The organism is Nonomuraea sp. NPDC049419 (assembly GCF_040676995.1).
Lineage (GTDB): Bacteria > Actinomycetota > Actinomycetes > Streptosporangiales > Streptosporangiaceae > Nonomuraea > Nonomuraea salmonea.
Genome location: NZ_JBFAQB010000014.1, coordinates 209,017 through 233,251 on the forward strand (window position 1 = coordinate 209,017; position 24,235 = coordinate 233,251).

At 71.8% G+C, this 24,235-nt stretch carries 27 protein-coding genes and 1 pseudogene; 13 read left to right on the forward strand and 15 right to left on the reverse strand.

The features are described 5' to 3' along the window. Window positions 1-51 precede the first annotated feature (51 nt). Genes AB0K12_RS33265 through AB0K12_RS33275 form a run of 3 tightly spaced genes read left to right on the forward strand, consistent with a single transcriptional unit; the run spans window position 52 to window position 974 of the window. Window positions 52-369 carry a DUF3140 domain-containing protein gene (locus tag AB0K12_RS33265; RefSeq protein WP_364570167.1) on the forward strand — a complete coding sequence of 106 codons (318 nt, stop codon included), beginning with the start codon at window positions 52-54 and terminating at the stop codon, window positions 367-369. A gap of 4 nt (window positions 370-373) precedes the next feature. Next, complete coding sequence (locus AB0K12_RS33270) at window positions 374-724, forward strand: nuclear transport factor 2 family protein (RefSeq protein ID WP_355415024.1); 351 nt, start codon at window positions 374-376, stop codon at window positions 722-724. 37 nt (window positions 725-761) lie between these two features. Continuing rightward, entirely contained in the window at window positions 762-974 is a 213-nt protein-coding gene (locus AB0K12_RS33275; RefSeq protein WP_345391009.1) for a hypothetical protein, read from the forward strand. A gap of 76 nt (window positions 975-1,050) precedes the next feature. Here AB0K12_RS33275 and AB0K12_RS33280 read toward each other — a convergent pair whose 3' ends face one another. After that, the gene (locus AB0K12_RS33280) at window positions 1,051-1,689 is read right to left on the reverse strand and encodes a TetR/AcrR family transcriptional regulator (RefSeq protein WP_364570172.1); all 639 of its coding nucleotides are present in this window, start codon (window positions 1,687-1,689) and stop codon (window positions 1,051-1,053) included. Between the two features lie 56 nt (window positions 1,690-1,745). Between AB0K12_RS33280 and AB0K12_RS33285 the strand changes: the two genes are divergently transcribed. Continuing rightward, a complete protein-coding gene (locus AB0K12_RS33285; RefSeq protein WP_364570175.1) occupies window positions 1,746-2,684 on the forward strand; it encodes a beta-ketoacyl-ACP synthase III in 939 nt (312 codons plus the stop codon). Window positions 2,685-2,735: 51 nt separating this feature from the next. Here AB0K12_RS33285 and AB0K12_RS33290 read toward each other — a convergent pair. Further along, a pseudogene (locus tag AB0K12_RS33290) lies at window positions 2,736-2,801 on the reverse strand (FAD-dependent monooxygenase); the annotation flags it as partial. A gap of 257 nt (window positions 2,802-3,058) precedes the next feature. Between AB0K12_RS33290 and AB0K12_RS33295 the strand changes: the two are divergent. Next, a complete protein-coding gene (locus AB0K12_RS33295; RefSeq protein WP_364570178.1) occupies window positions 3,059-3,985 on the forward strand; it encodes an acyl-CoA desaturase in 927 nt (308 codons plus the stop codon). Between the two features lie 20 nt (window positions 3,986-4,005). Here the strand turns inward: AB0K12_RS33295 and AB0K12_RS33300 are convergent, their stop codons facing one another. Then, window positions 4,006-4,242, reverse strand: coding sequence for a hypothetical protein (locus tag AB0K12_RS33300; RefSeq protein ID WP_364570181.1), 237 nt, complete (start codon window positions 4,240-4,242; stop codon window positions 4,006-4,008). Window positions 4,243-4,310: 68 nt separating this feature from the next. On the opposite strand from AB0K12_RS33300, the gene AB0K12_RS33305 reads away from it, so the two are divergent. From AB0K12_RS33305 to AB0K12_RS33320, 4 genes are all read left to right on the forward strand, one after another. After that, entirely contained in the window at window positions 4,311-5,429 is a 1,119-nt protein-coding gene (locus AB0K12_RS33305) for a sensor histidine kinase (protein ID WP_364570184.1), read from the forward strand. Between the two features lie 26 nt (window positions 5,430-5,455). Next, window positions 5,456-6,124, forward strand: coding sequence for a response regulator transcription factor (locus tag AB0K12_RS33310; RefSeq protein WP_364570187.1), 669 nt, complete (start codon window positions 5,456-5,458; stop codon window positions 6,122-6,124). Window positions 6,125-6,221: 97 nt separating this feature from the next. Further along, on the forward strand, window positions 6,222-7,472 hold the full coding sequence (locus AB0K12_RS33315) for a cytochrome ubiquinol oxidase subunit I (protein WP_364570190.1): 1,251 nt from the start codon (window positions 6,222-6,224) through the stop codon (window positions 7,470-7,472). A gap of 13 nt (window positions 7,473-7,485) precedes the next feature. Continuing rightward, a complete protein-coding gene (locus AB0K12_RS33320) occupies window positions 7,486-8,226 on the forward strand; it encodes a cytochrome d ubiquinol oxidase subunit II (protein WP_364570193.1) in 741 nt (246 codons plus the stop codon). Here AB0K12_RS33320 and AB0K12_RS33325 read toward each other — a convergent pair. Further along, the gene (locus AB0K12_RS33325) at window positions 8,223-8,633 is read right to left on the reverse strand and encodes a 5'-nucleotidase C-terminal domain-containing protein (RefSeq protein WP_364570281.1); all 411 of its coding nucleotides are present in this window, start codon (window positions 8,631-8,633) and stop codon (window positions 8,223-8,225) included. The two genes, AB0K12_RS33320 and AB0K12_RS33325, sit on opposite strands and share 4 nt — an antisense overlap. Window positions 8,634-8,636: 3 nt before the next feature. Further along, window positions 8,637-9,404 carry an alpha/beta fold hydrolase gene (locus tag AB0K12_RS33330; protein WP_364570195.1) on the reverse strand — a complete coding sequence of 256 codons (768 nt, stop codon included), beginning with the start codon at window positions 9,402-9,404 and terminating at the stop codon, window positions 8,637-8,639. A 67-nt stretch (window positions 9,405-9,471) separates the two neighbouring features. Here AB0K12_RS33330 and AB0K12_RS33335 point away from each other — a divergent pair, with 67 nt between their 5' ends. Then, on the forward strand, window positions 9,472-10,062 hold the full coding sequence (locus tag AB0K12_RS33335) for a TetR/AcrR family transcriptional regulator (protein WP_364570197.1): 591 nt from the start codon (window positions 9,472-9,474) through the stop codon (window positions 10,060-10,062). Here AB0K12_RS33335 and AB0K12_RS33340 read toward each other — a convergent pair. The 5 genes from AB0K12_RS33340 to AB0K12_RS33360 all read right to left on the reverse strand — a co-directional run bounded on the left by AB0K12_RS33340 (window position 10,049) and on the right by AB0K12_RS33360 (window position 15,153). Beyond that, window positions 10,049-11,707, reverse strand: coding sequence for an alpha-amylase family protein (locus tag AB0K12_RS33340; protein WP_364570200.1), 1,659 nt, complete (start codon window positions 11,705-11,707; stop codon window positions 10,049-10,051). The genes AB0K12_RS33335 and AB0K12_RS33340 overlap by 14 nt on opposite strands. Before the next feature lie 28 nt (window positions 11,708-11,735). Beyond that, window positions 11,736-12,668, reverse strand: a complete 933-nt coding sequence (locus tag AB0K12_RS33345; RefSeq protein WP_364570203.1) for a nucleoside hydrolase — start codon at window positions 12,666-12,668, stop codon at window positions 11,736-11,738. Between the two features lie 50 nt (window positions 12,669-12,718). Then, entirely contained in the window at window positions 12,719-13,972 is a 1,254-nt protein-coding gene (locus tag AB0K12_RS33350; RefSeq protein ID WP_364570206.1) for a helix-turn-helix domain-containing protein, read from the reverse strand. A gap of 64 nt (window positions 13,973-14,036) precedes the next feature. Then, window positions 14,037-14,237, reverse strand: coding sequence for an EF-hand domain-containing protein (locus AB0K12_RS33355; protein WP_364570209.1), 201 nt, complete (start codon window positions 14,235-14,237; stop codon window positions 14,037-14,039). 37 nt (window positions 14,238-14,274) lie between these two features. Continuing rightward, window positions 14,275-15,153: a LysR substrate-binding domain-containing protein gene (locus AB0K12_RS33360; RefSeq protein ID WP_364570212.1), complete on the reverse strand. Its 879-nt coding sequence runs from the start codon at window positions 15,151-15,153 to the stop codon at window positions 14,275-14,277. Window positions 15,154-15,215: 62 nt separating this feature from the next. On the opposite strand from AB0K12_RS33360, the gene AB0K12_RS33365 reads away from it, so the two are divergent. After that, window positions 15,216-16,199 (forward strand): aldo/keto reductase, encoded by a 984-nt coding sequence (locus AB0K12_RS33365; protein WP_364570215.1) that lies wholly within the window; start codon window positions 15,216-15,218, stop codon window positions 16,197-16,199. Between the two features lie 28 nt (window positions 16,200-16,227). Here AB0K12_RS33365 and AB0K12_RS33370 read toward each other — a convergent pair whose 3' ends face one another. The 3 genes from AB0K12_RS33370 to AB0K12_RS33380 all read right to left on the reverse strand — a co-directional run bounded on the left by AB0K12_RS33370 (window position 16,228) and on the right by AB0K12_RS33380 (window position 20,213). Beyond that, complete coding sequence (locus AB0K12_RS33370) at window positions 16,228-17,418, reverse strand: tetratricopeptide repeat protein (protein WP_364570218.1); 1,191 nt, start codon at window positions 17,416-17,418, stop codon at window positions 16,228-16,230. Then, the gene (locus AB0K12_RS33375) at window positions 17,415-18,812 is read right to left on the reverse strand and encodes an AAA family ATPase (RefSeq protein WP_364570221.1); all 1,398 of its coding nucleotides are present in this window, start codon (window positions 18,810-18,812) and stop codon (window positions 17,415-17,417) included. The genes AB0K12_RS33370 and AB0K12_RS33375 overlap by 4 nt, the downstream gene beginning before the upstream one ends. Before the next feature lie 117 nt (window positions 18,813-18,929). Then, entirely contained in the window at window positions 18,930-20,213 is a 1,284-nt protein-coding gene (locus tag AB0K12_RS33380) for a hypothetical protein (protein WP_364570224.1), read from the reverse strand. A 212-nt stretch (window positions 20,214-20,425) separates the two neighbouring features. Here AB0K12_RS33380 and AB0K12_RS33385 point away from each other — a divergent pair, with 212 nt between their 5' ends. Next, window positions 20,426-21,676 (forward strand): MFS transporter, encoded by a 1,251-nt coding sequence (locus AB0K12_RS33385; RefSeq protein WP_364570227.1) that lies wholly within the window; start codon window positions 20,426-20,428, stop codon window positions 21,674-21,676. A 4-nt stretch (window positions 21,677-21,680) separates the two neighbouring features. Here the strand turns inward: AB0K12_RS33385 and AB0K12_RS33390 are convergent, their stop codons facing one another. Both AB0K12_RS33390 and AB0K12_RS33395 read right to left on the reverse strand, forming a co-directional pair. Next, entirely contained in the window at window positions 21,681-22,811 is a 1,131-nt protein-coding gene (locus AB0K12_RS33390; protein WP_364570230.1) for an FAD-dependent oxidoreductase, read from the reverse strand. A 53-nt stretch (window positions 22,812-22,864) separates the two neighbouring features. Then, entirely contained in the window at window positions 22,865-23,485 is a 621-nt protein-coding gene (locus AB0K12_RS33395) for a hypothetical protein (protein ID WP_364570233.1), read from the reverse strand. 74 nt (window positions 23,486-23,559) lie between these two features. Between AB0K12_RS33395 and AB0K12_RS33400 the strand changes: the two genes are divergently transcribed. After that, complete coding sequence (locus tag AB0K12_RS33400; protein ID WP_364570236.1) at window positions 23,560-24,213, forward strand: helix-turn-helix domain-containing protein; 654 nt, start codon at window positions 23,560-23,562, stop codon at window positions 24,211-24,213. Window positions 24,214-24,235: the final 22 nt, after the last annotated feature.

Below are 24,235 nucleotides of genomic sequence, written 5' to 3' on the forward strand. Positions count from 1 at the left end.
GCACGGTCAAGGGCGCGCGTAGGTCGGGGCCGACCGGGTAGGCGGGCGAGTATGACTGAGGCTTTCGACACCGACATGCTGTGGGAAGAGTTCCACCGGACCGTCAACATGAACTCCGAGGAGCTGCGCGCCTACCTGCTCGCCGAGGCCTCCGGCGAGGAGAGCTTCCCGGCCGACCCCGATCTGGGCATCGACGAGCTGGGCCGGGGGGTGCTGCACGTCATGAGCAAGCGCAAGGGCGACCTCACCGGGGCCGACCTCGACGTCATGCGCCGGGTCGTCGAGATCGTCGAGACCAAGGGCGACCGTACGGACGACGACTCACGGCGGGAGCTGATGTCCGTGGGCCACGACCCCTTGAGAGGATGACTCCGTGATCGAGCCGCGTCCCTGGATCGAGGGGTATGTCCGAGCCTGGAACTCCAACGACCCCGATGACATCGCCGCGCTGTTCACCGAGAGCGCGGTCTACTACCCCGAGCCTTTCAGCAGGCCCTGGCAGGGGCGCGACGAGATCATCTCGCAGTGGCTGGGCCGGCAGGACAAGCCTGGCGAGGCAGACTTTCAATGGCATCCGGTTTGTGTGACGGACGATGTGAGCATCATCCAGGGAGTTACGACATATCCGGACAAAACGTACAGCAATCTATGGGTGATCCGATTCGGACCCGACGGGCGGTGCCGGGAATTCACCGAATGGTGGATGCAGCACGACCTCAAGTGATGCAATGGGCCGAACCGTCTTCACCCGAGGAGATCCGTTGAGAGACAACCTCGACCTCGCCGCGAGCGCCCAGGAAATGGCCGACGCCGCCCCGACGGGATCGATCGACCGCGCCGCCGCCACGTCCGTGGCCATCACCCTGGCCACCACCCGCGACATCGACGACGCGAGAAAGACCCTGGACGGCGTGACGCCGGCCGAGGTCCGCGAAGCGGCCCTCGCCCTCTTCGACCGCCTCGCCACCGCCTGACCAGCCCCACCACCGCGCCCGCACCGCTGGGGGCCGCGTCGGCATGGCCGCCTTCCGTTCAGGGGTGATCGTCGCCTTAGCCGCCCGCCGTCTCCGGCCCGCCGCCCGCCGTCTCCGGCCCGCCGAGGCGGGCGGCGAAGGCGCGGCGGGCGCAGGCGGCGGCCTCGGGGTCGCGGTGCAGCTGGATCGCGTGGTTCAGGGCCATGGCCAGGCCCGTCAGCTCGAACGCCAGCCCGGCCTGATCCGTGCTCTGAGGCAGCTCGCCGGCGGCCACGGCCCGGCCGATCTCCTTGAGCAGCCGCGCCCGCCAGGCGTCGAAGAGCGACTCCACCGCGTCCCGCACGGCCCCCGGCCGGCCGTCGAACTCGTGCGCCGCCGCCACGAAGAAGCACCCGCCGGGGAAGACCTGGCGTTCGAGGTAGGACACCCACGCCTCGCAGAGCGCCCGCAGCCGGGGCAGCCCCGGAGCGACGGCGACGACGGGCTCCCAGACCTCGGCGCGGAAGACCTCCCCCGCCCGGCCCAGGGCCGCGAGCTGCAACGCCTCCTTGGAGCCGAAGTGCCCGAGCACGCCTGACTTGCTCATGCCCAGCTCGGCCGCCAGCCGCCCGATGGTCAGCCCTTCCAACCCCTCCTTGGACGCCACGGCCACCGACCGATCCAGGATCGCCGCCCGCGTCCCCATGGCCTCGGCGACCGACTTGCGTGGACTCACCCGTACCTCCCTCACCTAGATTAGCGTCCGAACGTTCGGTTGCTATAGTCCCCGGCATGACTGGATCACGACTCGTCGCCACCGGCCACTACCAGCCCACGAAGATACTGACCAACGACGACCTGGCCGCCATGGTCGACACCAGCGACGAGTGGATCACCAAGCGGGTCGGCATCCGCACCCGCCACGTCGCCGCCGAGGGTGAGACGGTGACCGACCTCGCCGCCGGCGCCGCCGCCAAGGCGCTGGCCGCCAGCGGCATGGACGCGTCCGAGATCGACCTGGTGCTGGTCGCCACCTGCACCCAGACCGAGCGGGCGCCCAACGTGGCCGCGCGGGTGGCGGCGCGGCTCGGCGTACGGGGCGGGGCGCTCATCGACGTCGGCGCCTCCTGCTCCGGCTTCACGCACGCGCTCGCCCAGGCCGACCACGCCATCAGGGCCGGCGCCGCCACCCGCGCCCTGGTCGTCGGGGCCGACATGATGACGTCCGTGACCGACTGGACCGACCGCACCACCTGCGTCCTGACCGGCGACGGGGCCGGTGCGGCCGTCGTCGCCGCGGCCGAGACGCCGGAGATCGGGCCCGTCGTCTGGGGGTCGGCGCCCGAGCTGGGCACCGCCGTCCGCATCGACGGCGTTCCCTCCCGCTTCTCCCAGGACGGGCAGACCGTCTACCGGTGGGCCACCACGCGGCTGCCCGAGATCGCCAGGCAGGCGTGCGAGCGGGGCGGCGTGCGTCCCGACGAGCTGGCCGCCGTCGTCCTGCACCAGGCGAACCTGCGCATCATCGAGCCCGTCGCCGCCCGCATCGGGGCCGTCAACGCCATCGTGGCCAGGGACGTCGTGGAGTCGGGCAACACCTCGGCCGCCAGCGTGCCGCTCGCCCTGTCGAAGCTGCTGGAGGAGGGGAAGGTGGCCGCTGGGGCGCCGATGCTGCTGTTCGGGTTCGGGGGCAACCTGTCGTACGCGGGGATGGTCGTCCGCTGCCCCTGAGCCTTTACTGTGGCGGGCGTGGAGGGTTCGATCCGGGTCGGGCACGCCCCTGCGGGCGAGCTCGATGGCGAGGGTCAGTCCGGTCGGCCCTGAGCCGACGATGAGTACGCTGGTCATGCCGGTGACGATGCCGGTGTCCGCTGCCAGATCTCTGTCATCCGGCTGCCGAGCCTGGGCCGGGCGTGACAGCACGCGGCGTCCTTCCGGTTTGGCGATGGATGCGCGATGGTTAGGGCAACTTGCACCGCGAAGTAAGGAGACCTGTGGCCAGTCCCGGCACGATCGACACCCGAGGCAGTGATTTCGCCCGACTAGCCCATCGCATCACCGACGCCGGCCTGCTGAACCGGCGCCCTGTTTACTATGCCGTGCGGATGACCATCGCCGCCGTCGTGTACGCCGGTTGCTGGGCGTTGTTCGCCTGGCTCGGCGACTCCTGGCTTCAGCTGCTGTTGGCCGCCGTACTGGCGGTGGTCTTCGGGCAGCTCGGCTTCCTCGCCCATGACCTCGGCCATCGCCAGGTCTTCAGGACGCGGCGGCCGAGCGACGTCGCCGGCCTGATCATCGGCAATCTCGGCATCGGCCTGGGCTGGGGGTGGTGGACCACCAAGCACAACCGCCACCACGCCAACCCCAACCACGAGGACCACGACCCCGACGTCTCCCCCGCGGTGATCGTCTGGTCGGAGGATCAGGTGGCGCGCAGCTCCGGCTTGCCCAGATTTATCGCGAAGTATCAGGCTTATTGGTTCTTTCCGCTGCTCACGCTCGAAGCCTGGCACCTGCACGTCGCCAGCTTCAAGGCGCTGCTGAACCCCGCCGCCAAGCGCCGCAAGCTGGAGCTGATCCTGCTGGTCGTACACGCCGTGATCTATCTCGGCGCGGTCTTCGCCGTGCTCTCGCCCGGCAAGGCGGTGCTGTTCCTGATCGTGCACCAGGGCCTGTTCGGGGTCTACCTCGGCAGTACGTTCGCACCGAACCACAAGGGCATGCCCGTCCTCACCAAGGACGACAAGCTGGACTTCCTCCGCAAGCAGGTGCTCACCTCGCGGAACGTGCGCGGCGGCTGGTTCACCGACATCGCGCTCGGCCAGCTCAACTACCAGATCGAGCACCACCTGTTCCCCAACATGCCGGCGCCCAACCTGCGCAAGGCGCAGCCCATCGTCGAGCGGTACTGCGCCGAGATCGGTGTCAGCTACCTGGAGACCGGCCTGTTCGAGTCGTACGGGCAGGCGCTGTCCCATCTGCACGAGGTGGGCGCCGCCCTACGCCGTCCCCCTGCCGCGGCCGTCGGCTGACCTCCCAGGAGGGCGGCCGGTCAGCGGGTGCCCTCCTTGCCGCCTCCTTCTGACTCCAGCTTCTGCAGCAGCCCGTCGCGGCGGCGTTCGAGGTCGGCGATCAGCTCGACCTGCTCGTCCGCCTGGCTGATCATCGCCCCGATCTCGACCTGGTCGGTCGCGCCGATGTCCCTGATCTGGTCGCGGATCTCCTGGTTCTCGGCGCGCAGCCGGGCCAGGTCCGCTTCGATCTGCTGGAGTTCGTCCTTGGTGCTCATGCACGGGCTCTACCCAGCAGTACCCGCCCGATTACCGGGCAGCGCGGGCAACGTCCAGAATGGGAGCCATGTCGAGGCTCTCCACCGGCACGATCGTGTCGCTCGCGATCTGCGCCGCCGTGCTGGCGGGCCTCGTCTTCACCTACGTCACCCGCCGTCCCGTCGAGCTCAACGCGCTCGACGTCGTGCTGCCGCTGGCCGCCTGCGGCGCGCTGCTGGCGCGGCGGCGGCACCCGGTCGCGGCGGTGATCGTGGCGGCGGCCTCGACCGTCGCCTACTACCCGTACGCGAAGCTCGACGGGCCGCTCATCGTGGTGATCTTCGTAGCCCTCTACACCGCCGCCGACCGGGGTCACCTGGCCGCCGCCGTGGCGACGGGCGCGGCCGCGCTGCTGGCCATGGGCTACGGCGAGAGCGGGGGCGTCCGGCACGTGGACGACAGCATGTTCATCATGATCGCCGGGTGGGTGGTGGCCGCCATCGCGTTCGGCGGCGTCACCCGTAACCGCCGTGCGTACCTCGAAGCGGCCAGGCAACTCGCGCTCGACGCGCTGCGCACGAAAGAGGAGGAGGCCAGGCGGCGGGCCGGCGAGGAGCGGCTGCGCATCGCGCGCGAGCTGCACGACGTGATCGGCCACAACATCTCCATGATCAACGTGCAGGCCGCGGCGGCGCTGCACGGGCTGAAGAAGCGGCCAGAGGACGCCGAGACGGCGCTGCGCACGATCAAGGACGCCAGCAAGGAGACGCTGCGCGAGCTGCGCACCACGCTGGGCGTGCTGCGGCAGGTGGACGAGGACGCGCCGACCGGGCCGGCCGCCGGGCTCGCGCGGCTGGACGAGCTGGTCAAGGCGTCGGGGCTGCGGGTCCGTACGGAGACGTCGGGCCCGCTTGACGCGCTGCCCACCGAGGTCGACCTGGCCGCCGCCCGCATCGTCAGGGAGGCGCTGACGAACGTCTCCCGCCACGCGGGCGCCGACCAGGCGACCCTCACCGTCACCAACAAGTCCGGAAATATCATCATCTGCGTGGAAGATGAGGGCCCGGGCACCCCCTACGAGGACGGCACCGGCTACGGCATCCAGGGCATGCGCGAACGCGCCACCGCCGTCGGCGGCACGCTGGAGGCGGGCCCCCGCCCAGAGGGCGGCTTCCGCGTCACCGCCCGCCTCCCCCTCACCCCATGATCCACCCCGCTCACGAATGAGGCTCGATGATCCGCGTACTGCTCGCCGACGACCAGACCCTGGTACGCGCGGGGTTCCGGTCCATACTCAGCGACGAGGACGACATCGAGGTGGTGGCCGAGGCCGCCACCGGCGCCCAGGCGATCGACGGAGCCCGCGAGCACCGGCCCGACGTGGTGCTCATGGACATCCGCATGCCCGAGCTCGACGGCCTGGAGGCAACCCGCCGCATCGCCGGCGACCAGGCGCTCGGCGACGTCAAAGTGATCATCCTGACCACGTTCGACCTGGACGACTACGTCTACGGGGCGCTGCGCGCGGGCGCGAGCGGCTTCCTGGTGAAGGACACCGAGCCGGCCGAGCTGATCCACGCCGTCCGGGTCGTGGCGCGAGGCGACGCCCTCATCGCGCCGTCGATCACCCGGCGGCTCATCGCCGAGTTCGCCGGCCGGGTCAAGCGCCCCGACCCGGGCCCCGAGCTCAACGCGCTCACCGATCGGGAGCGCGAGGTGATGACGCTGGTGGCGGGCGGCCTGTCCAACGACGAGATCGCGGCCCGGCTCGTGGTCAGCCCCGCCACGGCGAAGACGCACGTCAGCCGCATCCTGACCAAGCTCGGCGTGCGCGACAGGGCGCAGCTCGTGGTCATCGCGTACGAGGCCGGCATGATCACCCCGGGCTGGCTTACTCCCTGAGGCGTACGCCGGCGGCCGCCTGTCATCCCAGGAGGTACGCCGGCTGCCCGCCGTGGACGGATGCGGCGAGCGAAGCCGCGGGCGGAGGCTCGACGGCATGGACACCGTCGACCTCGCCCGCCTGCAGTTCGCGCTCACCGCGGGCGCGCACTTCCTGTTCGTCGCGCTGACGCTCGGCCTCGCGACCCTGCTCGCGGTCGTGCAGACCACGGCGACGATCTCGGGCAAGGACGTCCACCTGCGGATGACCCGGTTCTGGGGGCAGCTCTACATCATCAACTACGCGATGGGCATCGTCACCGGCCTGGTGATGGAGTTCCAGCTCGGGCTGTCGTGGAGCGGGCTGACGACCTACGCGGGTGACGTGTTCGGCTCGGCTCTGGCGATCGAGACGCTGGTGGCGTTCTTCGTCGAGTCCACGTTCCTGGGCCTGTGGATCTTCGGCTGGAACAAGCTGAACCGGTGGGCGCACCTGGCGCTCATCTGGGTGGTGACGCTCACCGCGTACGCGTCGGCGTTCTGGATCCTCGTCGCCAACGGTTTCCTGCAGAACCCGGTGGGCCACGTGGTGGAGGGCGGGCGGCTGCGGCTGACCGACTTCGGCGCGATGGTGGCCAACCCGGCGGCGCAGGCGGCGTTCTGGCACGTGCTGGTGGGCGGGCTGATCGTCGGCGGGTTCTTCATGGCGGGGGTGAGCGCCTACCATCTGCGCCGCCGCACCCCCGAGTGGGAGCTGTTCCGCAAGTCGCTGCGCATCGGCATCGGCGTCGCGCTGCCCGCGACCTTCCTCAACGCCGTCATCGGCGGGATCTCGTTCCAGACCCTGCAGCCCGCCAAGTCCGCCGCCTGGTCGGCCGACGCGGACCGGCTGGCCTCACTCCAGGCGGAGCTGGTCGCCAGGCTCGGGCCCGGCGACTACTTGCCGGACGTCGGCTGGGTGCGGGCGGGCGGCCTGGTGATGATCCTGCTGTGGCTGCTGATGATGGTGGTGATGGGCCCGAGCTTCCTGCTCATGCTCGTCCAGCCGGCCGTCTACCGGTTCCGGTTGTGGCACTGGGTGCTGACGCTGATGATCCCGGTGCCGTTCGTGGCCATGCTGGGCGGCTGGGTCTTCCGCGAGATGGGCCGCCAGCCGTGGGTCGTGTACGGGCTGCTGCGCACGTCGGAGGCCATGTCGCCGGTCACGAGGGCACAGGCGGCGTTCTCCGTGCTCGCCTTCGCCACGGTCTTCGCGGTGCTGATCGCGGTCAACACCTGGCTGCTGGCCAGGCACGCCCGTCGCGGCCCCGGCGCGGTGGCGCTGGGCGACCGGCCGGTCGAGGCGCCCGTCCCCGTCCCCTCGTTCTAGGAGCCCCCCGCACATGGAGATCTTCGTACTGGCCTTCTTCGCGCTCGGCTACCTCGTGCTGGCCGGGGCCGACATCGGGGTCGGCATGGCGCTGCCCTACCTGGGCAGGACGCCGGGCGAGCGGCGCGAGGTGATCGCCGCGATCGCTCCGTTCTTCCTCGGCAACGAGGTGTGGCTGGTGGCCACGGCCGGGGTGCTGGCCGGGCTGTTCCCCCGGCTGGAGGGCGAGCTGCTGCACGGCAACTTCTGGATGGTGGTGACGCTGCTGCTCGCGTGGGTGGTGCGCGACATGGGGCTGTGGCTGCGCGGGCGGGTGCCGGGGGCGCGCTGGCAGGCGTTCTGGGACGGCGCCGTCGTGGCAGGCAGCTGGGGGCTGGCGATCAGCCTCGGCGTGATCCTGTCCGGGGTGCTGCTCGGCATCGAGGGGCCGGTCGCGCTGCTGCCCGCGCTGGTGGTCGCCGCGCTGTTCTGCGCGCACGGGCTGACGTTCGCGGCGCTGCGGCTGCGCGGCGAGCTGCGGGCGCGGGCGGCCGTGACCTCGGGCGGGGCCGGCGAGGCGGGCACGTACGCGCTGACGTCCGCCGCGCTGCTGATCGTGGGGGTGCTGGCCGGGCTCCGGCTGCCGCTGGAGCCCGGCACGTCGGGGCCGCTGCTGGTGCCGATCGTCCTCACCCTGCTGCCGTTCCTGGTGGCGGCGCAGGCATGGGTGTGGTGGACGTTCCGGCATCGGGTCAGCGGGCCCTCCTACCTCTAGAACAGCGGCCGGCCGTCCCTGGTCAGCTTCCAGTTGGAGGCGGCGAAGTCGGCCGGGTCGATGGTGCCCTGAGCGGTGGCGTACTCGATGAGCGCCTGCCTGATCTCCACCTGCGCGTTGTAGACCACCTCGGCCCCGGTGACGTGCGGGAAGCCGCCGCCGCCCGACTGGCGGTAGTTGTTGATCGCGACCACGAACTCCTTGTCGTCCGGCACCGGCGCGCCGTCGTAGGTCAGGTTCGCGACGCGCCGGCCGACCGGCTTGGCGACGTCAATGTCGTACGAGACGCCGGAGAGCTGGTCGTCGTGGCCTGCGCGGGGGGTGCCACCAGGACCAGCGCGCTGAGCGCGGCGGTCCCGGCGATGGCGAGTCGTGAGGTCTGCATGGTTGGCGAGGGTAACTGGGATGAATCACCCGTTGGTCTCATTGGTGACGAAATTCCTGATCAGCCGGGTGACCTCCTCCGGGCGCTCGTGGAGGACCACGTGGCCGCTGTCGAGTTCGGCGTACGCACTGCCCGGGATGGCCGCGTGCAGCGCGCGGGAGTGCTCGACCGGGATCAGGTAGTCCTTGGCCGCCCCGACGACCAGGGTCGGCGCGGTGATCTTCGACAGCGCGTCCCTGACGTCCACCCGCAGGCCCAGGTCGATCTGGCGCAGGGCGCCGGGCGGCGGGTCCCCCGCCATCAGGGTCTCCACGCCGATCTCGCTGACGAACCCGGGGCTGAAGGCCAGCAGCGGCCCGTACGCGGCGTAGCTCTCCGGGTCGGTTTCCGACAGCCTGGCCCACGTACGCAGGCCCAGCTCAAGGCGGGAGTCGGCGAGGTGGGTCCAGCCCGCGACCAGCACCAGCCGCCTGACCAGCTCGGGCCGCTCGGCCGCGATGGTGACCGCGACCGCCGCGCCCAGCGAGAACCCGACCAGGTCCGACGGCCCCTCGAAGGTGGCGGCGACCTGGTCGGCGAGCAGGTCGAGGGTGAGGTCGCCGCCGTGGTCGAAGGTCCGGCCGCTGCCGGCGTAGTCGGGGGCGATGACCGTGCGGATGTCGGACAGGCCGGGCACGAGGTGGGCGTAGTTGGTCTCCGCGTCACCGGACGCGCCGTGCACCAGCACCAGGCCGGGCCCGCTGCCCTCCTTGCGGTAGTGGACGTCTCCCAGGGCGTGAGCGGCTACAGGCATGCGAACGTCTCCTTGCTTTAGTGATCGCTACAGAAAAATAGCATAGCGACCGCTATAGAATTGCCGCATGGCCAGACGGCGAGCATTCGACAGGGACGAGGCGCTGGAGAGCGCGTTGCGCACGTTCTGGCAGCACGGCTACGAGGCCACCTCCGTCGCCACGCTGACGACCGCGATGGGCATCAACCCGCCCAGCCTGTACGCCGCCTTCGGCGACAAACGCCGCCTGTTCGAGGAGGCCGTCCAGCGCTACCAGGAGACCTACGGCGCCTTCGCCGCCCGCGCCCTGACCGAGGAGCCCACCGCCCGGGAGGCCGTCGAGCGCGTGCTGCGCGACGCGGCCGGCGAATACTCCCGCCCGGACCACCCGCACGGCTGCATGATCATCAGTGCCGCCGTCAACTGCGAGTCGGCCGAGGTGGTCGAGCTGCTGCGCGGGTTCAGGGAGGCGACCAAGGCGGCGATCAGGCAGCGCATCGACGACGACGTCAACGCGGGCCGCCTGCCGCCCGGCACCGACGCGGACGGGCTCGCCACCTTCTACGCCGCGATCATCCAGGGCATGTCCACCCAGGCCCGCGACGGCGCCTCCCTCCGCGAGCTGCTCGCGGTCGCCGACCGCGCCATGGCCGCCTGGCCGGTCGTCACCGCGACTTGACCGAGGCGTCCTCAGGGGAGACCGCCGGCTCCGAGGCGCGCAGCCAGCGGCAGCCGTACGGGTCGAGCGGCAGCCGTACGACGCCGTCGTCCGGCACCTCCAGCGTGCCGTCCACCAGCAGGTCCGTCAGCCGGCAGCGCTCCAGGCCGTCCAGGTGCAGCTCCACCTCCTGCGCCGCGTCCGACAGGTTGTGCAGGACCACCACCGTGGCGCCGTCGGCGTCGCAGCGGTGCGCCAGCACGGCGTCGGGGCCGCCGTCCAGCACCGTGTACGCGCCCCACGCCAGCTCGGGGCACTCCCGGTAGCGCTCGATGAGGAGCTGGAACCAGCGCAGTAACGAGTCGGAGTCCCGCTTCTGCGCCGCCACGTTGACGTGTGCCGGGCCGTACGCGCCCTCGGCCATCGGGCGCACCGGCTCGGCCCGGCTGAAGCCGCCGTCCTGCGACCACTGCATGGGCAGGCGGACCGCCATGCGGCCCTCCGCCGCGAGGTTCTCCCCCATGCCGATCTCCTCGCCGTAGAAGATCACCGGCGTGCTGGGCAGCGAGAACAGCAGGCTGTACGCCATCTTCACGCGCCGCTCGTCCCCGCCGAACATCGGCGGCAGCCGCCTGCGCAGGCCGCGTCCGAAGATCTGCATGTCCTCGTCAGGCCCGAATGCCGCGAAGACCTCCTGCCGCTCGCCGTCCGTGAGCTTGTCGAGCGTCAGCTCGTCGTGGTTGCGCAGGAACATCGCCCACTGGCAGTCCTTCGGCGGCTCGGGCCGCTCGCGCAGCGCCGCCGCCAGCGGCCGCGCGTCGCCGCGGGCCATCGACAACCACGCCTTCTGCATGCCGACGAAGTCGAAGCACATGGTGAGCTGGTCGCCCAGGCCGTCGCCGAAGTACGCCATCAGCTCCTTGTACGGCAGGTTCACCTCGCCGAGCAGGACCGACCCGCCCATGCGCCGCGTCATGAACCCCCGCAGGTCCGCCAGGAACTCGTGCGGGTCCGCCAGCTCGGGATCGACGTTGTCGATGAGGAACGGCACCGCGTCCACCCTGAACCCCGACAGCCCCAGCTCCATCCAGAACCCGAGTATGCGGGTGATCTCGTCCCTGACCTGCGGGTTGCTCACGTTGAGGTCGGGCTGGTGCCGGTAGAAGCTGTGCAGGTAGTACTGGCCGGTGCGCTCGTCGTACTCCCAGACGCTGTCCTCCTTGTCGGGGAAGACGACCTGGTCCGGCTCCGGCTCGGGGGTGTCCTTCCAGACGTACCAGTCGCGCAGCGGCGACTCCCGGCTCGACCGCGACTCCGCGAACCACGGATGCTGGTCGGAGGTGTGGTTGACGACCAGGTCCGCGATCACGCGCAGGCCCCGGTCGTGCGCCGTGCGCACGAACTCCACGAAGTCGCCCAGCGTGCCGAGCCGGGGATCGACCGTGTAGAAGTCGGTGATGTCGTAACCGTCGTCCTTGTTGGGGGTGGGGAAGAACGGCATGAGCCACAGGCAGGTCACGCCCAGGCCCGCGAGGTAGTCGATGTGCTGTGTCAGGCCGCGGAAGTCGCCCACGCCGTCGCCGTTGCCGTCCTTGAACGTCTCCACGTCCAGGCAGTAGACGACGGCGTTCTTCCACCACACGTCGGAGGTGTACGTCAGTCGCATCCGGCTCCGCTACCCAGCCCGTCCGCCGTCACGCGAGCGTGCGTACGGCGTCCTCCACGAGCTGCCAGAACGCGGGCACGTCCACACCGGTGGCCACGTTCGCGTTGGGCGGGCGGTTGAGCTTGCCCAGCAGGTCGACGCAGGTCGCGCCCGAGGTCTCCGTGCCGTGCAGCTCGACGTCCACGCGGGTGCGGACCGTCGTCACCAGCCCCGGCCTGGCCACCAGGGCCACCGCCACCGGGTCGTGCAGCGGGCCGTCCGGCATGCCCTGGTCGGTCTCGTACGTGGAGTTGAAGAAGTTGAGCAGCTCCACCCCGAACGCCGCCGTCCTGTTGCCCACCGCCTCGATCCGCGCGATCACCTCCTGGGTGGCGAGGACCTGGTGGGTGACGTTCAGCCCGACCATCGTGAACGGCACCCCCGTGCCCAGCACGATCGCCACCGCCTCGGGGTCGGTCCAGGCGTTGAACTCGGCGTACGGGGTGACGTTCCCCCTCCCCGTCGAGCCGCCCATCCAGACCACCTCCCTGATCATCGGGAGGCGGTCGGGGCAGGTGCGGGCGAACATCGCCACGTTCGTCAGCGGCCCGGTCGCCACGATCGTCACCGGCTCGCCGGCTGCGTCGAGCGTGTCCCTGATCAGCTCGATCGCCGAGCGCGCGTCGGCCTCCACCGTGGGCTTCGGCAGTTCTGGGCCGCCCAGCGCGTTGTCCCCGTGGATCCACTCGGCCGGCTTCAGCAGCCGCACCATGGGGCTGTCGGCGCCCGGCGCGACCGGCACCCCCTCGATGCCCGCCAGGCTGATCACCACCCTGGCGTTGTAGGTGGTGTGGTAGAGCCGGCCGTTGCCACCGACGGTGGTGACGGCCCGCAGATCGATGGCGGGGTCCCCGGCCGCCAGCCAGATCGCGAAGACGTCGTCGTGCCCGGGGTCGCAGTCGAGGATCACGGGTGTCGGCATCGCCCCATGCTAGGCCCGTGGGCCCGGTCCGCCCAGGGGAACCGCAAAGGTCAGCGGGCGGCCGGGGCGGCCTGCCTGGCCCTGAGCGCGATCTCCAGCTCGAAGCGGATGTCGGGGTCGGCGAGCTGGTCGCCGTACAGCTCTTCGAGCTGCCGAAGCCGGTAACGCACGGTCTGCGGGTGAACGTGCAACTTGGCCGCCACCTCACCGGCGCCCCTGCCATGCCGCAACCAGGCGAGCAACGTCTCGGCCAGCCGATCCTGCTGCGCCGGCCGCAGATGAGCGAGCGGCGCAAGCCGCACCTGGGCCAGCGCCCTGACCAGCTCCTCATCCTTGAACAACACCAGCGTCGCCATGTGATCGGCACACCGCAGCAACCCACCGGGCAGCACACCCCGCCGCGACAACTCCAGCGCCTCTGAGGCCCACCGCAGAGACGTCCCCGCCGCCATCAGCGGCACAGCGGGCCCGACCGCGGCCCTGCATCCCCGGAGAGCCCGCTCGATCACCTCCCCCTTCCCCTCGGACTCCGGCACGAGGAGACACGGCACGTCCCGCTCCAGGCCCATCAACACGTCGGAGGGCAACCCCGCACAAGCAGGCCACCGCACCAAGCTTTCCCGCCGTCGAGGGCGACCGTCCTTTTGATGAGGGGGAAAGGGGGTGATGCCCGCCGCGGGGGGCGCGGTGCCCCTGGCGGTGGGGTGGGTGGGGGTGAGGGTTATGCAGGTGACGGTGGTGGGGAGGGGCCAGGCGGCGGCTTGGGCGGCGTTGCCGAGGGCCTCCGCAGAGGGAGGGGAGTCGTTCAGGAGAAGGTTCAGCAGGTGGGCGCGGTGGCGGGTCAGGGCGTCGGGGAGGTGCGCCTTGGCCGCCTCGTAGCCTTCCGCTGCGGCTTCGGCGAGGTCGTCCAAGTAGGCGAAGACCTTCTCGCCCAGGTCGTGCAGGCATTCCGGGGGGAGCCCGAGGTCGGTGAGGCGGCGCCAGCCGACTCGGGCCCCGAGCCGTAAGGCCGACTGGAGGGGCTCCAGGGTGCGGCCCTCGCCGGCCTCGCCCTTGCCGATCAGCCGGAACGGCTCGGGGTCCCACGCCGCGCCGGGCCGCTCGACGCGATCGACGAAGCCTTCGACGGCCTGCTCCACCGCCGTCCTGACGACCTTGGTGCAGAGCTCGTCCGAGGGCCGGGCGTACTCCGGGATGCGGGCCTGGATCTCCGCGGTCAGCTCGTCGGAGATCCGCCCGATGCCCGATCTGAGCGCGCGCACGGCGTCCCGGCGGCTGCCGCTGGTGTCACTCGTGTTGGCCATCGTCCCTCCTGTCGCCATTGTGACGCAGGCAACAGGAAAATGGTAAGCAAGTGCTTGTTTGTTATCACCTCTGGAGGAAGGCCCCGAACTCCTCCACGTCGATCAGCCCGTCACCGTCCTTGTCCAGCTTCCGCACCCCTTCCTGGGCGGCCTCCAGCGTCACGGGCTGGCCGAGCACGTCCATCAGCCGGACCAGCTCGTCGGCGGAGATCCGGCCGTCCTTGTCGGCGTCGATGAGGTTGAAGGTCGTCGCGTAGTCGCTCATGTGGGGGGTCGCCCTTCCGCTTGATCCGATCGTCGGGTCAGACCTTAGTGGTGACGTGTCGCAACGCGTCGACGAATGCCATCACTTGGGGCCTGGCATCCCTTTCGCGCCAGGCAATGGCCAGTTCCCCGGGAGGCAGCCCGCTAACAGGCCGGTACGTCACTCCAGGTCGCCGGTACAGCTCCGCGTTCCCCTCGGCCACCAGCACGACCCCGAGCCCGCTCGACACCGCCTCGAACACCTCCTCGGCCGTACCGGCGGTGACGCCGATCACCGGCGGCCCTGAACGATGCTCGACCCCGAGCCAGAAGTCACGCAGCGGCCCGGCCGCCGGGGGCAGCGCGATGAACGGCTCGTCCCGCAGCTCGTCGAACGGCACCTCCGCGAGCCCGGCCAGCCGGTGGTCGGCGGGCATGGCGACCCCGCGCCGCTCGGTGACCAGCACGTACGTCCGCAGCTCCGGCGGCACCGGCAACCACAGGAACGCCACGTCCGACGACCCGTCGGCCAGCCCGCCGCTCGGGTCCTCCCAGCCGACCAGCCGCAGCGACACCTCCCACCCCGGCATCACCGAACGGAACCGCCGCAGCGCCTCCTGCTGCAGCCCCCGCCCGACGGCGGTCTGCAGGCCGATGACGAGCGTGCCGGCGGGCCCCGCGGCCCGCGCCCGCTCGACCCCTGCCGCCCACCGTTCGAGCATGTCGCGAGCCACGGGCAGCAGCTCGGCGCCCTGCCGGGTGAGCACCACCCCGCTCGGCACCCGGTCGAACAGGCGGTGGCCGAGCTGCCGTTCGAGCACCCTGAGCTGCTTGGACAGCGCGGGCTGGGAGACGAAGAGCCGCTCGGCGGCGCGGGTGACGTTCAGCTCGTCGGCGACGGCGACGAAATACCGCAACTCGCGCAAATGGACGTCCATAACCATCGGTTATAGCAAAGGGTCTTGGACGCGCGGCCCGCCGCGGCCCCAGGATCGTCGGCATGAAGACACGCACTCTTGGAGACGGCCTGCGGGTCCCTGCGATCGGTTACGGCGCGATGGTGCTGTCACCCGGCATGTACGGCGAGGTAGACGACGCCCGCGGCGAGGCCGCGATCAAGGCGGCGCTGGACGCGGGCGGCACCCATGTGGACACCAGCGACGCCTACGGCCCCGACGGCCACAACGAGCGCCTGGTCGGCCGGGCGATCAAGGGCCGCAGGGACGAGGTGACGGTCGCGACCAAGTTCGGCCTGGCGGTGCCCGAGGGCGAGCCGAGCCGGGCCCAGCCCGTCGGTTACGCCTTCGGCGAGCTGCGCGTGAACGCCGAGCCCCGCCTCGTACGCCCTTACGCCGAGCGCAGCCTGCGCAACCTGGGCATCGACGTGATCGACCTCTATTACGCCCACTATCCCGACCCGGGCGTGCCCATCGAGGAGACGGTGGGAGCGATGGCGGAGCTGGTGCGCGACGGGCTGGTGCGGCACATCGGCCTGTCCAACCTGACGGCCGCCCAGCTCAGGGCCGCGCACGCGGTGCACCCCGTGGCGGCCGTGCAGACCGAGTGGTCGATGTGGCGGCCGATCGACGCCGAGCTGCTCGCCACGGCGCGCGAGCTGGGCGTCGGGATCGTCGCCTGGAGCCCGCTCGGCAACGGCTTCCTCGCCGGCACGGTCACCGCCCTCGGCGAGGACGACTTCCGCCACAACGCCCCCCGCTTCTCGGCCGAGAACCTCGCCGGCAACAACGACCGCTACGCCCCCGTACGCGACCTCGCCGTGTCGCTCGGCATCACCCCGGCCCAGCTCGCCCTGGCCTGGCTGCTGCACCAGGACGAGCACGTGGTGCCGATCCCCGGCAGCCGCACCCCCGCCCACATCGAGGAGAACCTGGCCGCCGCCGACCTCATCCTCCACGAGGACACGCTGGCCAGGATCGACGACGCCCTCTCCCGCTTCAAGGTCACCGGCGCCACCCTCCTCTGACCGCCGACGGCCTCTTGAGATCGAAGGCTCAGAGGCCGTCGGTGGCGAGGCGGCCTCGGAGGGCCGTGGCCGGCCAGACCGTGGCGAGGGCGGCGTAGCCGGCGAGCAGGGGCACCGCGGGCTGGGCGAAGAGCGCCCCAGCGATCATGGTCAGGGCGAGGAGGGCGGACCAGGCGTACAGCACCGTGCGGCGGCGGGGTGCGCCGGTGTGGGCGGCCTCCTGGACGGGCGTGACCAGCGCCATCGCGGCCACCCCTGCGGTGCCCCAAGCCTCATGGCCGAGTGCGACGCCCGCGGCGAGCAGGGCCGCGCCGACCACCACGAGCGCGAGGCAACCCGCCGCCACCCGGGCCGCCGTGCCCTCGAACAGCAGGCCGGTGGCCTTGCCCCGGGCCAGCCGCAGCGTGGTCCACGCCTCGGCGACCCACGCCACCCAGTGCAGCACCGCGAGCACGATGAAGACGGCGATGAGCGGCGGCACGACGGGCAGCAGGAAGATCAGCCGCCAGCCGCCGGCGAACCGGCCACGCAGCCGCGACAACCACCGGTAGAGGGGGTTGCGCTGCTTGAGCGCCGCCACCAGCAGGTCCCTGGCGACGCCGTAGCCGGGGTCCAGGCGCAGCACCTCGCGGAAGGCGTCGGCGGCCTGCCCGGCGTCGCCGAACCGCAGCGACACGCGCCCATAGACGAAGTGCGCGGTCGGGCTCTCGGGATCCAGCCGTACGGCGTGCGCGGCGGCGGCCCGCGCCGGCTCCGCCTCGCCCTGGTTGACGTGGGCGAGGGCCAGCAGGCTCACCAGGTCGGTGTCCTCGGGGTCGAGGGACAGCCCCTGCCGCGCCGCCCCGGCCATGAGCGGCCACTCGCCCTTGAGCATGTGGACGCGGGCCAGCAGCTCCCACGCGGGCGCGTACTGCGGTTCGAGGTCCAGCGTGGCGCGGACGGCGGCCATGGCCCGATCGACGTCGCGGGCCCGGTAGTACACCTGGGCGCCGGCGTAGTGGGAGAACCAGTGGTCGGGCGCGAGACGTACGGACTCCTCGGCCTCGGCGACCGCCTCGGCGACCCGGCGCTGCTCGACCAGGGCGAGCGCCAGCAGCGCGTGCCCGGTGAGGTGCTGCGGCTCCTGCGCGAGCAGCCCGCGCAACTCCCGCTCGGCGTCGGCCGGGCGCCGCATCTGCAGGAGCGTGCGCGCCCGCTCGACCGGGTCGCCGACCTTCACCACTTGCCCTTGACCCAGGGCATCAGCTCGTCCCAGGCGCCGGAGTCGTTGGCGTGCATGACGTAGTTGCGCGCGGTGGCCATCCATTCGCGTACGGCCGTCGGGCGTACGCTCCGGGCCGCCGCCAGCAGGTCGGGCGTGGACAGCGGGATCGGCCGGCCTGCGCTGATCGACTGCTGCAGCTTGACCTCGACCGCGCGGTCCACCACGCCCTTGAGGTCGGCGCCGACGAAGTGCTCGGTCACCTTGGCCACGGCGTCGAAGTCCATCTCGGCGAGCGGCTTGTCCCTGCACAGGATGCGCAGGATGGCGGCGCGGGCGGCGGCGTCGGGCGGGGGCACGAACACCGGCTGGTCGAGCCGGCCCGGGCGGCGGAAGGCGGCGTCGACGTACCAGGGGGCGTTGGTGGCGGCCAGCACCAGGACGCCCTCGTTGGCGTTCTGGTCCACGCCGTCCAGCTCGGCCAGGAACTGGTTGACGAGCTGCCTGGTGTGCGCCTGGCGCATGTCGGAGCGGCGGGCGGCGAGCGCGTCCACCTCGTCGAAGAACAGCACGCACGGCCGGTTGCGGCGGGCGAGGTCGAAGGTGGCGTGCAGGTTGCGCTCGCTGGAGCCGATGTACATGTCGAGGATGTCCGCGAGGCCCACGTTGACGAACGCCGCGCCCAGCTCTCCCGCCGCCGCCCTGGCGAGGTGGGTCTTGCCGGCGCCGGGCGGGCCGTACAGCAGGACGCCGCCGCCCGCGCGCTTGCCGAACGCGGCGAACAGGTCGGGCTGCTGGATCGGCAGCAGCAGCTTGACCCGCAGCGCCTCCTTGACCGCCTCCATGCCGGCCACGTCGGCGAACGTCAGCCCTGAGCTCTGCACCTCGGCGTTGCTCTCGGGCGCGAGCGGCGAGCCAGGCTGCGGCGTGACCAACGCGGGTCCGGGCGGGACCGGCTGGGCGGGCGCCTGCGGGACGGGTGGCTGCGGGACGGGTGGCTGGGGGACGGGGGGCGGGTTGAGCCGGGCGGCGAACTCGGGGTCGGCCAGCGCGGGATCCCGGGAGATCGCCTCGAAGTACCGGTACGCGGCCCGCCCCAGATCGCCCTCACCGGCCAGCGCCCTGGCCGCGAGCACCCCGGCCCTGGGCGGGTAGCCGGGCTCGGCGAGCAGCGGTTCGAGCGCGGCCAGCGCGGAGCCGTACGCGCTCTGCCGGACGAACGCCTCGGCCAGCCCGGTGATGATCTCGGGGTTCTTGGGCGAGAGCACGAGCGCCGCCCTGAACTCGGCCTCCGCGTCGGCGAGGTAGCCCTTGGCCAGGAGCTGCCCGGCGAGGTGCTGGCGGAGTGGCAGGTTGTCCGGGGACAGGCGGGCCGCCTCGCGGAGTGCCTGCAGACCGGCGTCGTCGGGCACGTGCCGTTCCCTTCTGTCGCGAGTGTTCGGTCGAGTAGGCAAGATACCGAACCGCCCGCGAGAGGACAGGCCGGGCGCCCCGGGAAGAGGGGGCGTCCGGCCTGGTGAAACGTGAGGTCAGGCGGCGTGCAGGTACACCTGGCCGAACACCTCGGCCAGGTGCTTCAGGTCGGTGGCCTGGTCGACCTCGGGGTTGGCCGGGTCGTAGAGGGTGGCCAGCCGGGGCTTGACGGAGCCGAGCTTCTTGAGCCGCTCCCAGGTGGCGTTGCCGGCCCACTGCTCGCCGTACGCCCGGTTGATCTGGCCCTTGTCGTCCTGCCAGCGGGTCCACAGGGTGACGGTCTCGGCGGCGTCGTTCTGCAGCGGGGTCGCGACGCGCTCGGAGATGACCTGGTCGATCTGCTCGTCCTTGAGCTGGGCGCCGGCGAGGGTGGCGTCCTCGGCGGCGATCTGGGCGTAGGCGTCCCAGGCGCGGGCGCGGACCTGGATCCACTGGTTGCGCTGGGCCTCGTTCCCGTCGATCCGCCACTCGGCGTACTGGCTGGCGATGTGGCCGTCGTCGAGGGCGAGCTGGTCGATGTAGCCCTTGCTGAGCCAGGCGCCGATGCGCTCGGGATCGAGCAGCGGGTACTTCTCGGTCATCGCGATCTTGCAGGCATCGTTGGCGCCGCAGCCGAACAGCGGCACCACCGTGTGCGCGGCCAGCTTCTTGCCGGGCAGCAGCGTGCGCAGCGTGGTCGCGGCCTCGCTGACGAAGGTGTCCAGCTCCTCGGCGGTGCTGAAGGTCTGGTTGTAGCCGAGCTGCGAGGTGAACCTGACGCCCACGACGCCGGGCTGCGCGACGGCCAGCGCGGCGATCTTCTTGGCGGCCTCGGCGAGCTTGCCCGCCTTGTAGTCGTCGGCCAGCTCGGTGTCGATCCAGACGCGCATCGTGGTCTGGACGGCGGCCTGCGCGGCCTGGCCTGCCGGGGTGGCCTTGGCGGCGCTCTTCTCGGCGGCGCTGATGCCCGTCGGGTCGACGTAGCACTGCTCGCCGTTCTGGCACTCGGGGGTGCCGCCGTCCTCGGCGCCCGGCACGTCGGGGTCGCCGACGTCGTGCATCTCGCCGTCACCCTCGCCGTCGGTCGGGCACTGGGCGCCCGGCTCCTGGCAGTCGATGGTGATGGGGTTCATGGGGCCGGCGTCGATCATGTTCTGGCCGTCGTCGTTGAGCCAGAACCTCGCGATGTCGGCGGCCTCGTCGGGCTTGGCCAGCCAGGTGCAGACGACGTACGCCGGGGTGTCGGCGGCCATCAGGTCATTGCAGCTGCGGTCGTCGTCCTCCGACCACGCGGGAACGCCGATGCCGAGGAGCGAGAGGGTGAGTCCGATGATGAAGACCTGCCGTAGCCGCCGTCTCATGGCACCTTACTTCCAGGGGGTGATCGTGGGCATATCGCACACTATCCGGACGATCAACAACGTTCAATGAGATCACCGGCGTTCTTCCCCCATTTCTCCACGGCCTGTAACCATCGCTGTCGATGCCGTACACCCCCCCTTTAATCCCGCGACAGAGCCGGTGAACTGCGGCAGAATGGCGGAGTTTGGCATAAAGCGGGGGGTTGAGTGGCGTGCATTCCTTTCTTGGTGATCTAGGGCTGCTCCGTGACCGCCGCTTCTCCCTGTTGCTGACCGCCAGGACCATCTCCATGCTGGGCAGCTCGTTCGCGCCCGTCGCGCTGGCGTTCGGCGTGCTGAACCTGCCCGGCGCCACCGCCACGACCCTGTCCGTGGTGCTCACCGCGCAGTCGCTGCCGATGATCCTGTTCATGCTGATCGGCGGCGTGATCGCGGACCGCCTCCCGCGCCAGCGGGTGATGATGACCGGCGAGTTCCTGCTCGCGACCGGCTATTTCGCGCTGGCGGTCATGCTGCTCACCGGCTGGACCCCGCTGGGCGCGCTGGGCGCCGCCGCCGCGCTCGCCGGGGTGGCCAGCGCGGTGACGTACCCCGCGCTGACCGGGATCATCCCCGAGGTCGTCCCCGCCGACCGGCTGCAGACCGGCAACGCCCTGCTCGGCCTCGGCGCCAACGCCTCCCGCGTGGCGGGGGCGGTGCTCGGCGGCGCCACGGTCGTGCTGTTCGGCGGCGGCTGGGCGCTGGCGGTGAGCGGCGCGATGTTCGCGGTGGCCGGGCTGCTGATCGCCAACCTGCGGCTCACGCCCGGCGAGCGGGCCCGCCAGCAGGCCCACTCGGTGCTGGCCGACCTGCGCGACGGCTGGCGGGAGTTCCGCTCGCGGCAGTGGATCTGGGTGGTGGTCGCGCAGTTCTCGCTGCTGGTCATGGCCGTGCAGGCCGGGCACGGCGTGCTCGGGCCGCTGATGGCCAAGGAGTCGCTGGGCGGGCCCGCCGCCTGGTCGGCGTTCCTGACCGGCGAGGCCGTGGGGACGATCGTCGGCGTGCTGGTCTCGCTGCGGGTGCGCCCGCGCCGGCCCATCCTCGTCGCGGTGCTGCTCTGCCTGCCGACCGCCCTGCCTTACGTGACGCTCGGGGTCGGCGCGCCGCTCTGGGCGATCGTGGGCGCGGCCTTCGTGCTCGGCGTCTGCTTCGACGTGTTCGGCGTGCTGTGGCAGACGACGATGCAGCGCGAGGTCCCGCCCGAGGCGCTGTCGCGGGTCAGCTCGTACGACGTGCTCGGCTCGCTGATGTTCGGCCCGATCGGGCTGCTGCTCGCCGGGCCGGCGGCGGCGGTGTTCGGCACCCAGCAGGCGCTGCTGGGGTGCGCGGCCCTCGTCCTGCTCTCGACGCTGGCCGCGCTGCTCTCACCGGGGGTGCGCAACCTGCGCGCGCCTCAGCCGGCCGCTCCGGTCGCCCAGGCGTGACCCCTCACCAGGTCTGGCCGCTCGTGCGCAGGCCGCGGCTGGGCCTCCGCGGGTGGTCGCCGAAGCGCGGCTCCGGCTCGTACGCGCCGTCCAGCACGCCCGCCACGTAACCGGCCCACGCGGGTCCGTGCTTGAACCCGTGCCCCGAGTCGCCGCCCAGCACCCACACCCCGGGCGAGACCTCGGTCAGCAGCCACTCGGCGTCGGGCGTCAGCGCGTACTGGCAGACCTGGGTGAACAGCACCGGCAGCTCGGCCAGGCTCGGGAAGCGGCGCCGCAGGTAGCCGCGGGCCTGCTCGACGCTGCCTGGGTCCACGACGCGCGGGCCGTGCTCGGGCTCGTACGGCGGCCCCTCGGCGTCGGAGGTGGCCTTCATGCCCACGCCGTCCACGTCGCCGTGCCCGTAGGCGGAGGCGCCGTGGTCCACCCAGGCCGGCGTCTCGGGCAGCGACCACTGCGGCGGCGCGGCGAAGTGCAGGGTGTCCTGCTTGGTCACGGTGATCGGCAGCCCGTCGAACAGCTCGGGCAGCCACGCGCCGCATGCCCAGACCACCCGGTCGGCGTGGTGGATCTCGCCGTCGATCTCGACCGCGCTCGCATACGGCGCCGTGTCCCCCGCCACCGGCAGCGCCCGCGCCCTGACCAGCCGCGCCCCGGCGGCCTGCGCCAGCGCGGCGGTGACCTGGGTGGCCCGCCTGGCGCGCAGCACGCCAGCGTTCGGCTCCCAGAGCAGGAAGCTGAGGTCGTCGCCGCGGAAGTCGGGGAAGAAGCGGCGGCCGTCGGCCGGGTCGAGCACCTCACACTCGATGTCCAGATTTTTCAGGACCTGGGCGCTGGCGTGCTCCCACCCGTCCGGCTTCCTGGCGAACCACAGCATGCCCGACTCGACGTACAGGTCCTCACCGGCCCGCTCGCCCAGCCGCAGCCAGCCCTCCCTGGCCTGCCAGGCGAGGCGGGCGTACCAGTCGTCGTCGCCGTGCGAGCAGCGCAGCAGCCGCGTCTCGCCCGCGCTGGCCTGCCGTACGTGCCCCGGCCTGTGCTGCTCCACCAGCGTCACCTGCCAGCCGGTTTCGGCCAGCCGCAACGCCAAGGACGACCCCCAAATACCGGATCCGACCACAATGACCGATTTCATGCCTCCACGGTGACCGCAAACCCCGGCCCCCGCAAGAGGGTCCCGCAAGAGGGTCAGACGATGATCAGCCGGACGACCACGCCCGCGCAGTTGCCCGCCACGCAGATGCGTACGGGCACCTCGGAGATGCCCGCCGCGGCCGGGACGCCGCCCACGTGGCCGTCGGGCCCGATGGCCACGCCCGCGGGCACCTTGTCCTGGTCGGTGACGGTGAAGGTGGGCACCACGCCGCTCGGGCCGCCGTTGACGCCGATCTCGCCGTCGAGCGGCGTGCCGGCCCGGCCGGGGAAGGTCAGCTCGCGCGGCTCCCACGGCACGTTCGCCAGCACCACGAGCGTCAGGCTCTCCTCCTGGCAGGAGCCGCCGGAGCAGACGCCCACGCGGACGGCGTAGGTGCCGGGGCGCTCGGGCCTGCCGGACAACCGGCCGCTGCCGTCCACGCGGACGCCGGAGGCGAGGTACGCGGGCCGGAACGTGACGCCCTTGGCCCGGGGCAGCAGCGTCTGGCTGACCTCGATGCCCTGCGTGACGTAGAAGGTGTCCTCGACCAGGCTCGGGCTCGCGGGGGTGGTGAGCGATGCCTGGTTGACCAGGGTCGCGGTGAGCGGCGGCATGGCAGGCGACAGCACGCACAGCGCCATCCCGGCAAGCAGGAGAACCCACCATTGCCGCATGTTTACCCCCCGGCTCTTCCCTGCCCTTACGTACCCCTCCAGCAGGGCGGCGTCACCACTGGATAATCGGTCGCATGGCCGCAGAATCCGCTCAGACCCTCGAACGCGGGCTCCGCCTGCTGCGCCTGCTCGCCGACGGGAAGGGCGGGCGCACGCCGACCGAGCTGAGCGGCGAGCTGTCGCTGAGCAGGCCCGTCGTCTACCGCCTGCTGACGACGCTGCAGGGCGAGGGCTTCGTGCGCAGGGACGCCGAGGGCCGGGTGCACCTCGGGTTCGGGGTGCTGGCGCTGGCCCAGGCCGTCCAGCCGCTGCTGCGCGCGGCGGCGACGCCCACGCTGCGGCGGCTGGCCGAGCAGGTGGGCGCGACCGCGCACCTGACCGTGGCCGAGGGCGACGACGGGCTGGCCGTGGCGGTCGTGGAGCCGTCGTGGACCGACATGCACGTGGCCTACCGCGAGGGCTCGCGCCATCCGCTGGGCAGAGGCGCGGCGGGGCGGGCCATCCTGGCGCTGCGCGAAGGCCGGTCCGACCACAGGCACGACTACTTCGTCACGGAGGGGCAGTTGCAGGAGGGGGCACGTGGCGTCGCCGCGCCGGTCACCGGGCTGCCGTGGCTGGAGGCGTCGGTGGGGGTGGTGACGTTCGGGCCGCTGGAGGAGTCCACGGGACCGCGCGTGGTTGCGGCCGCCGCCGAGCTGGCCGCCGCATTGACTACTGGGTTGAGTTGACTTCTCCAGGCCGATGGCGGAC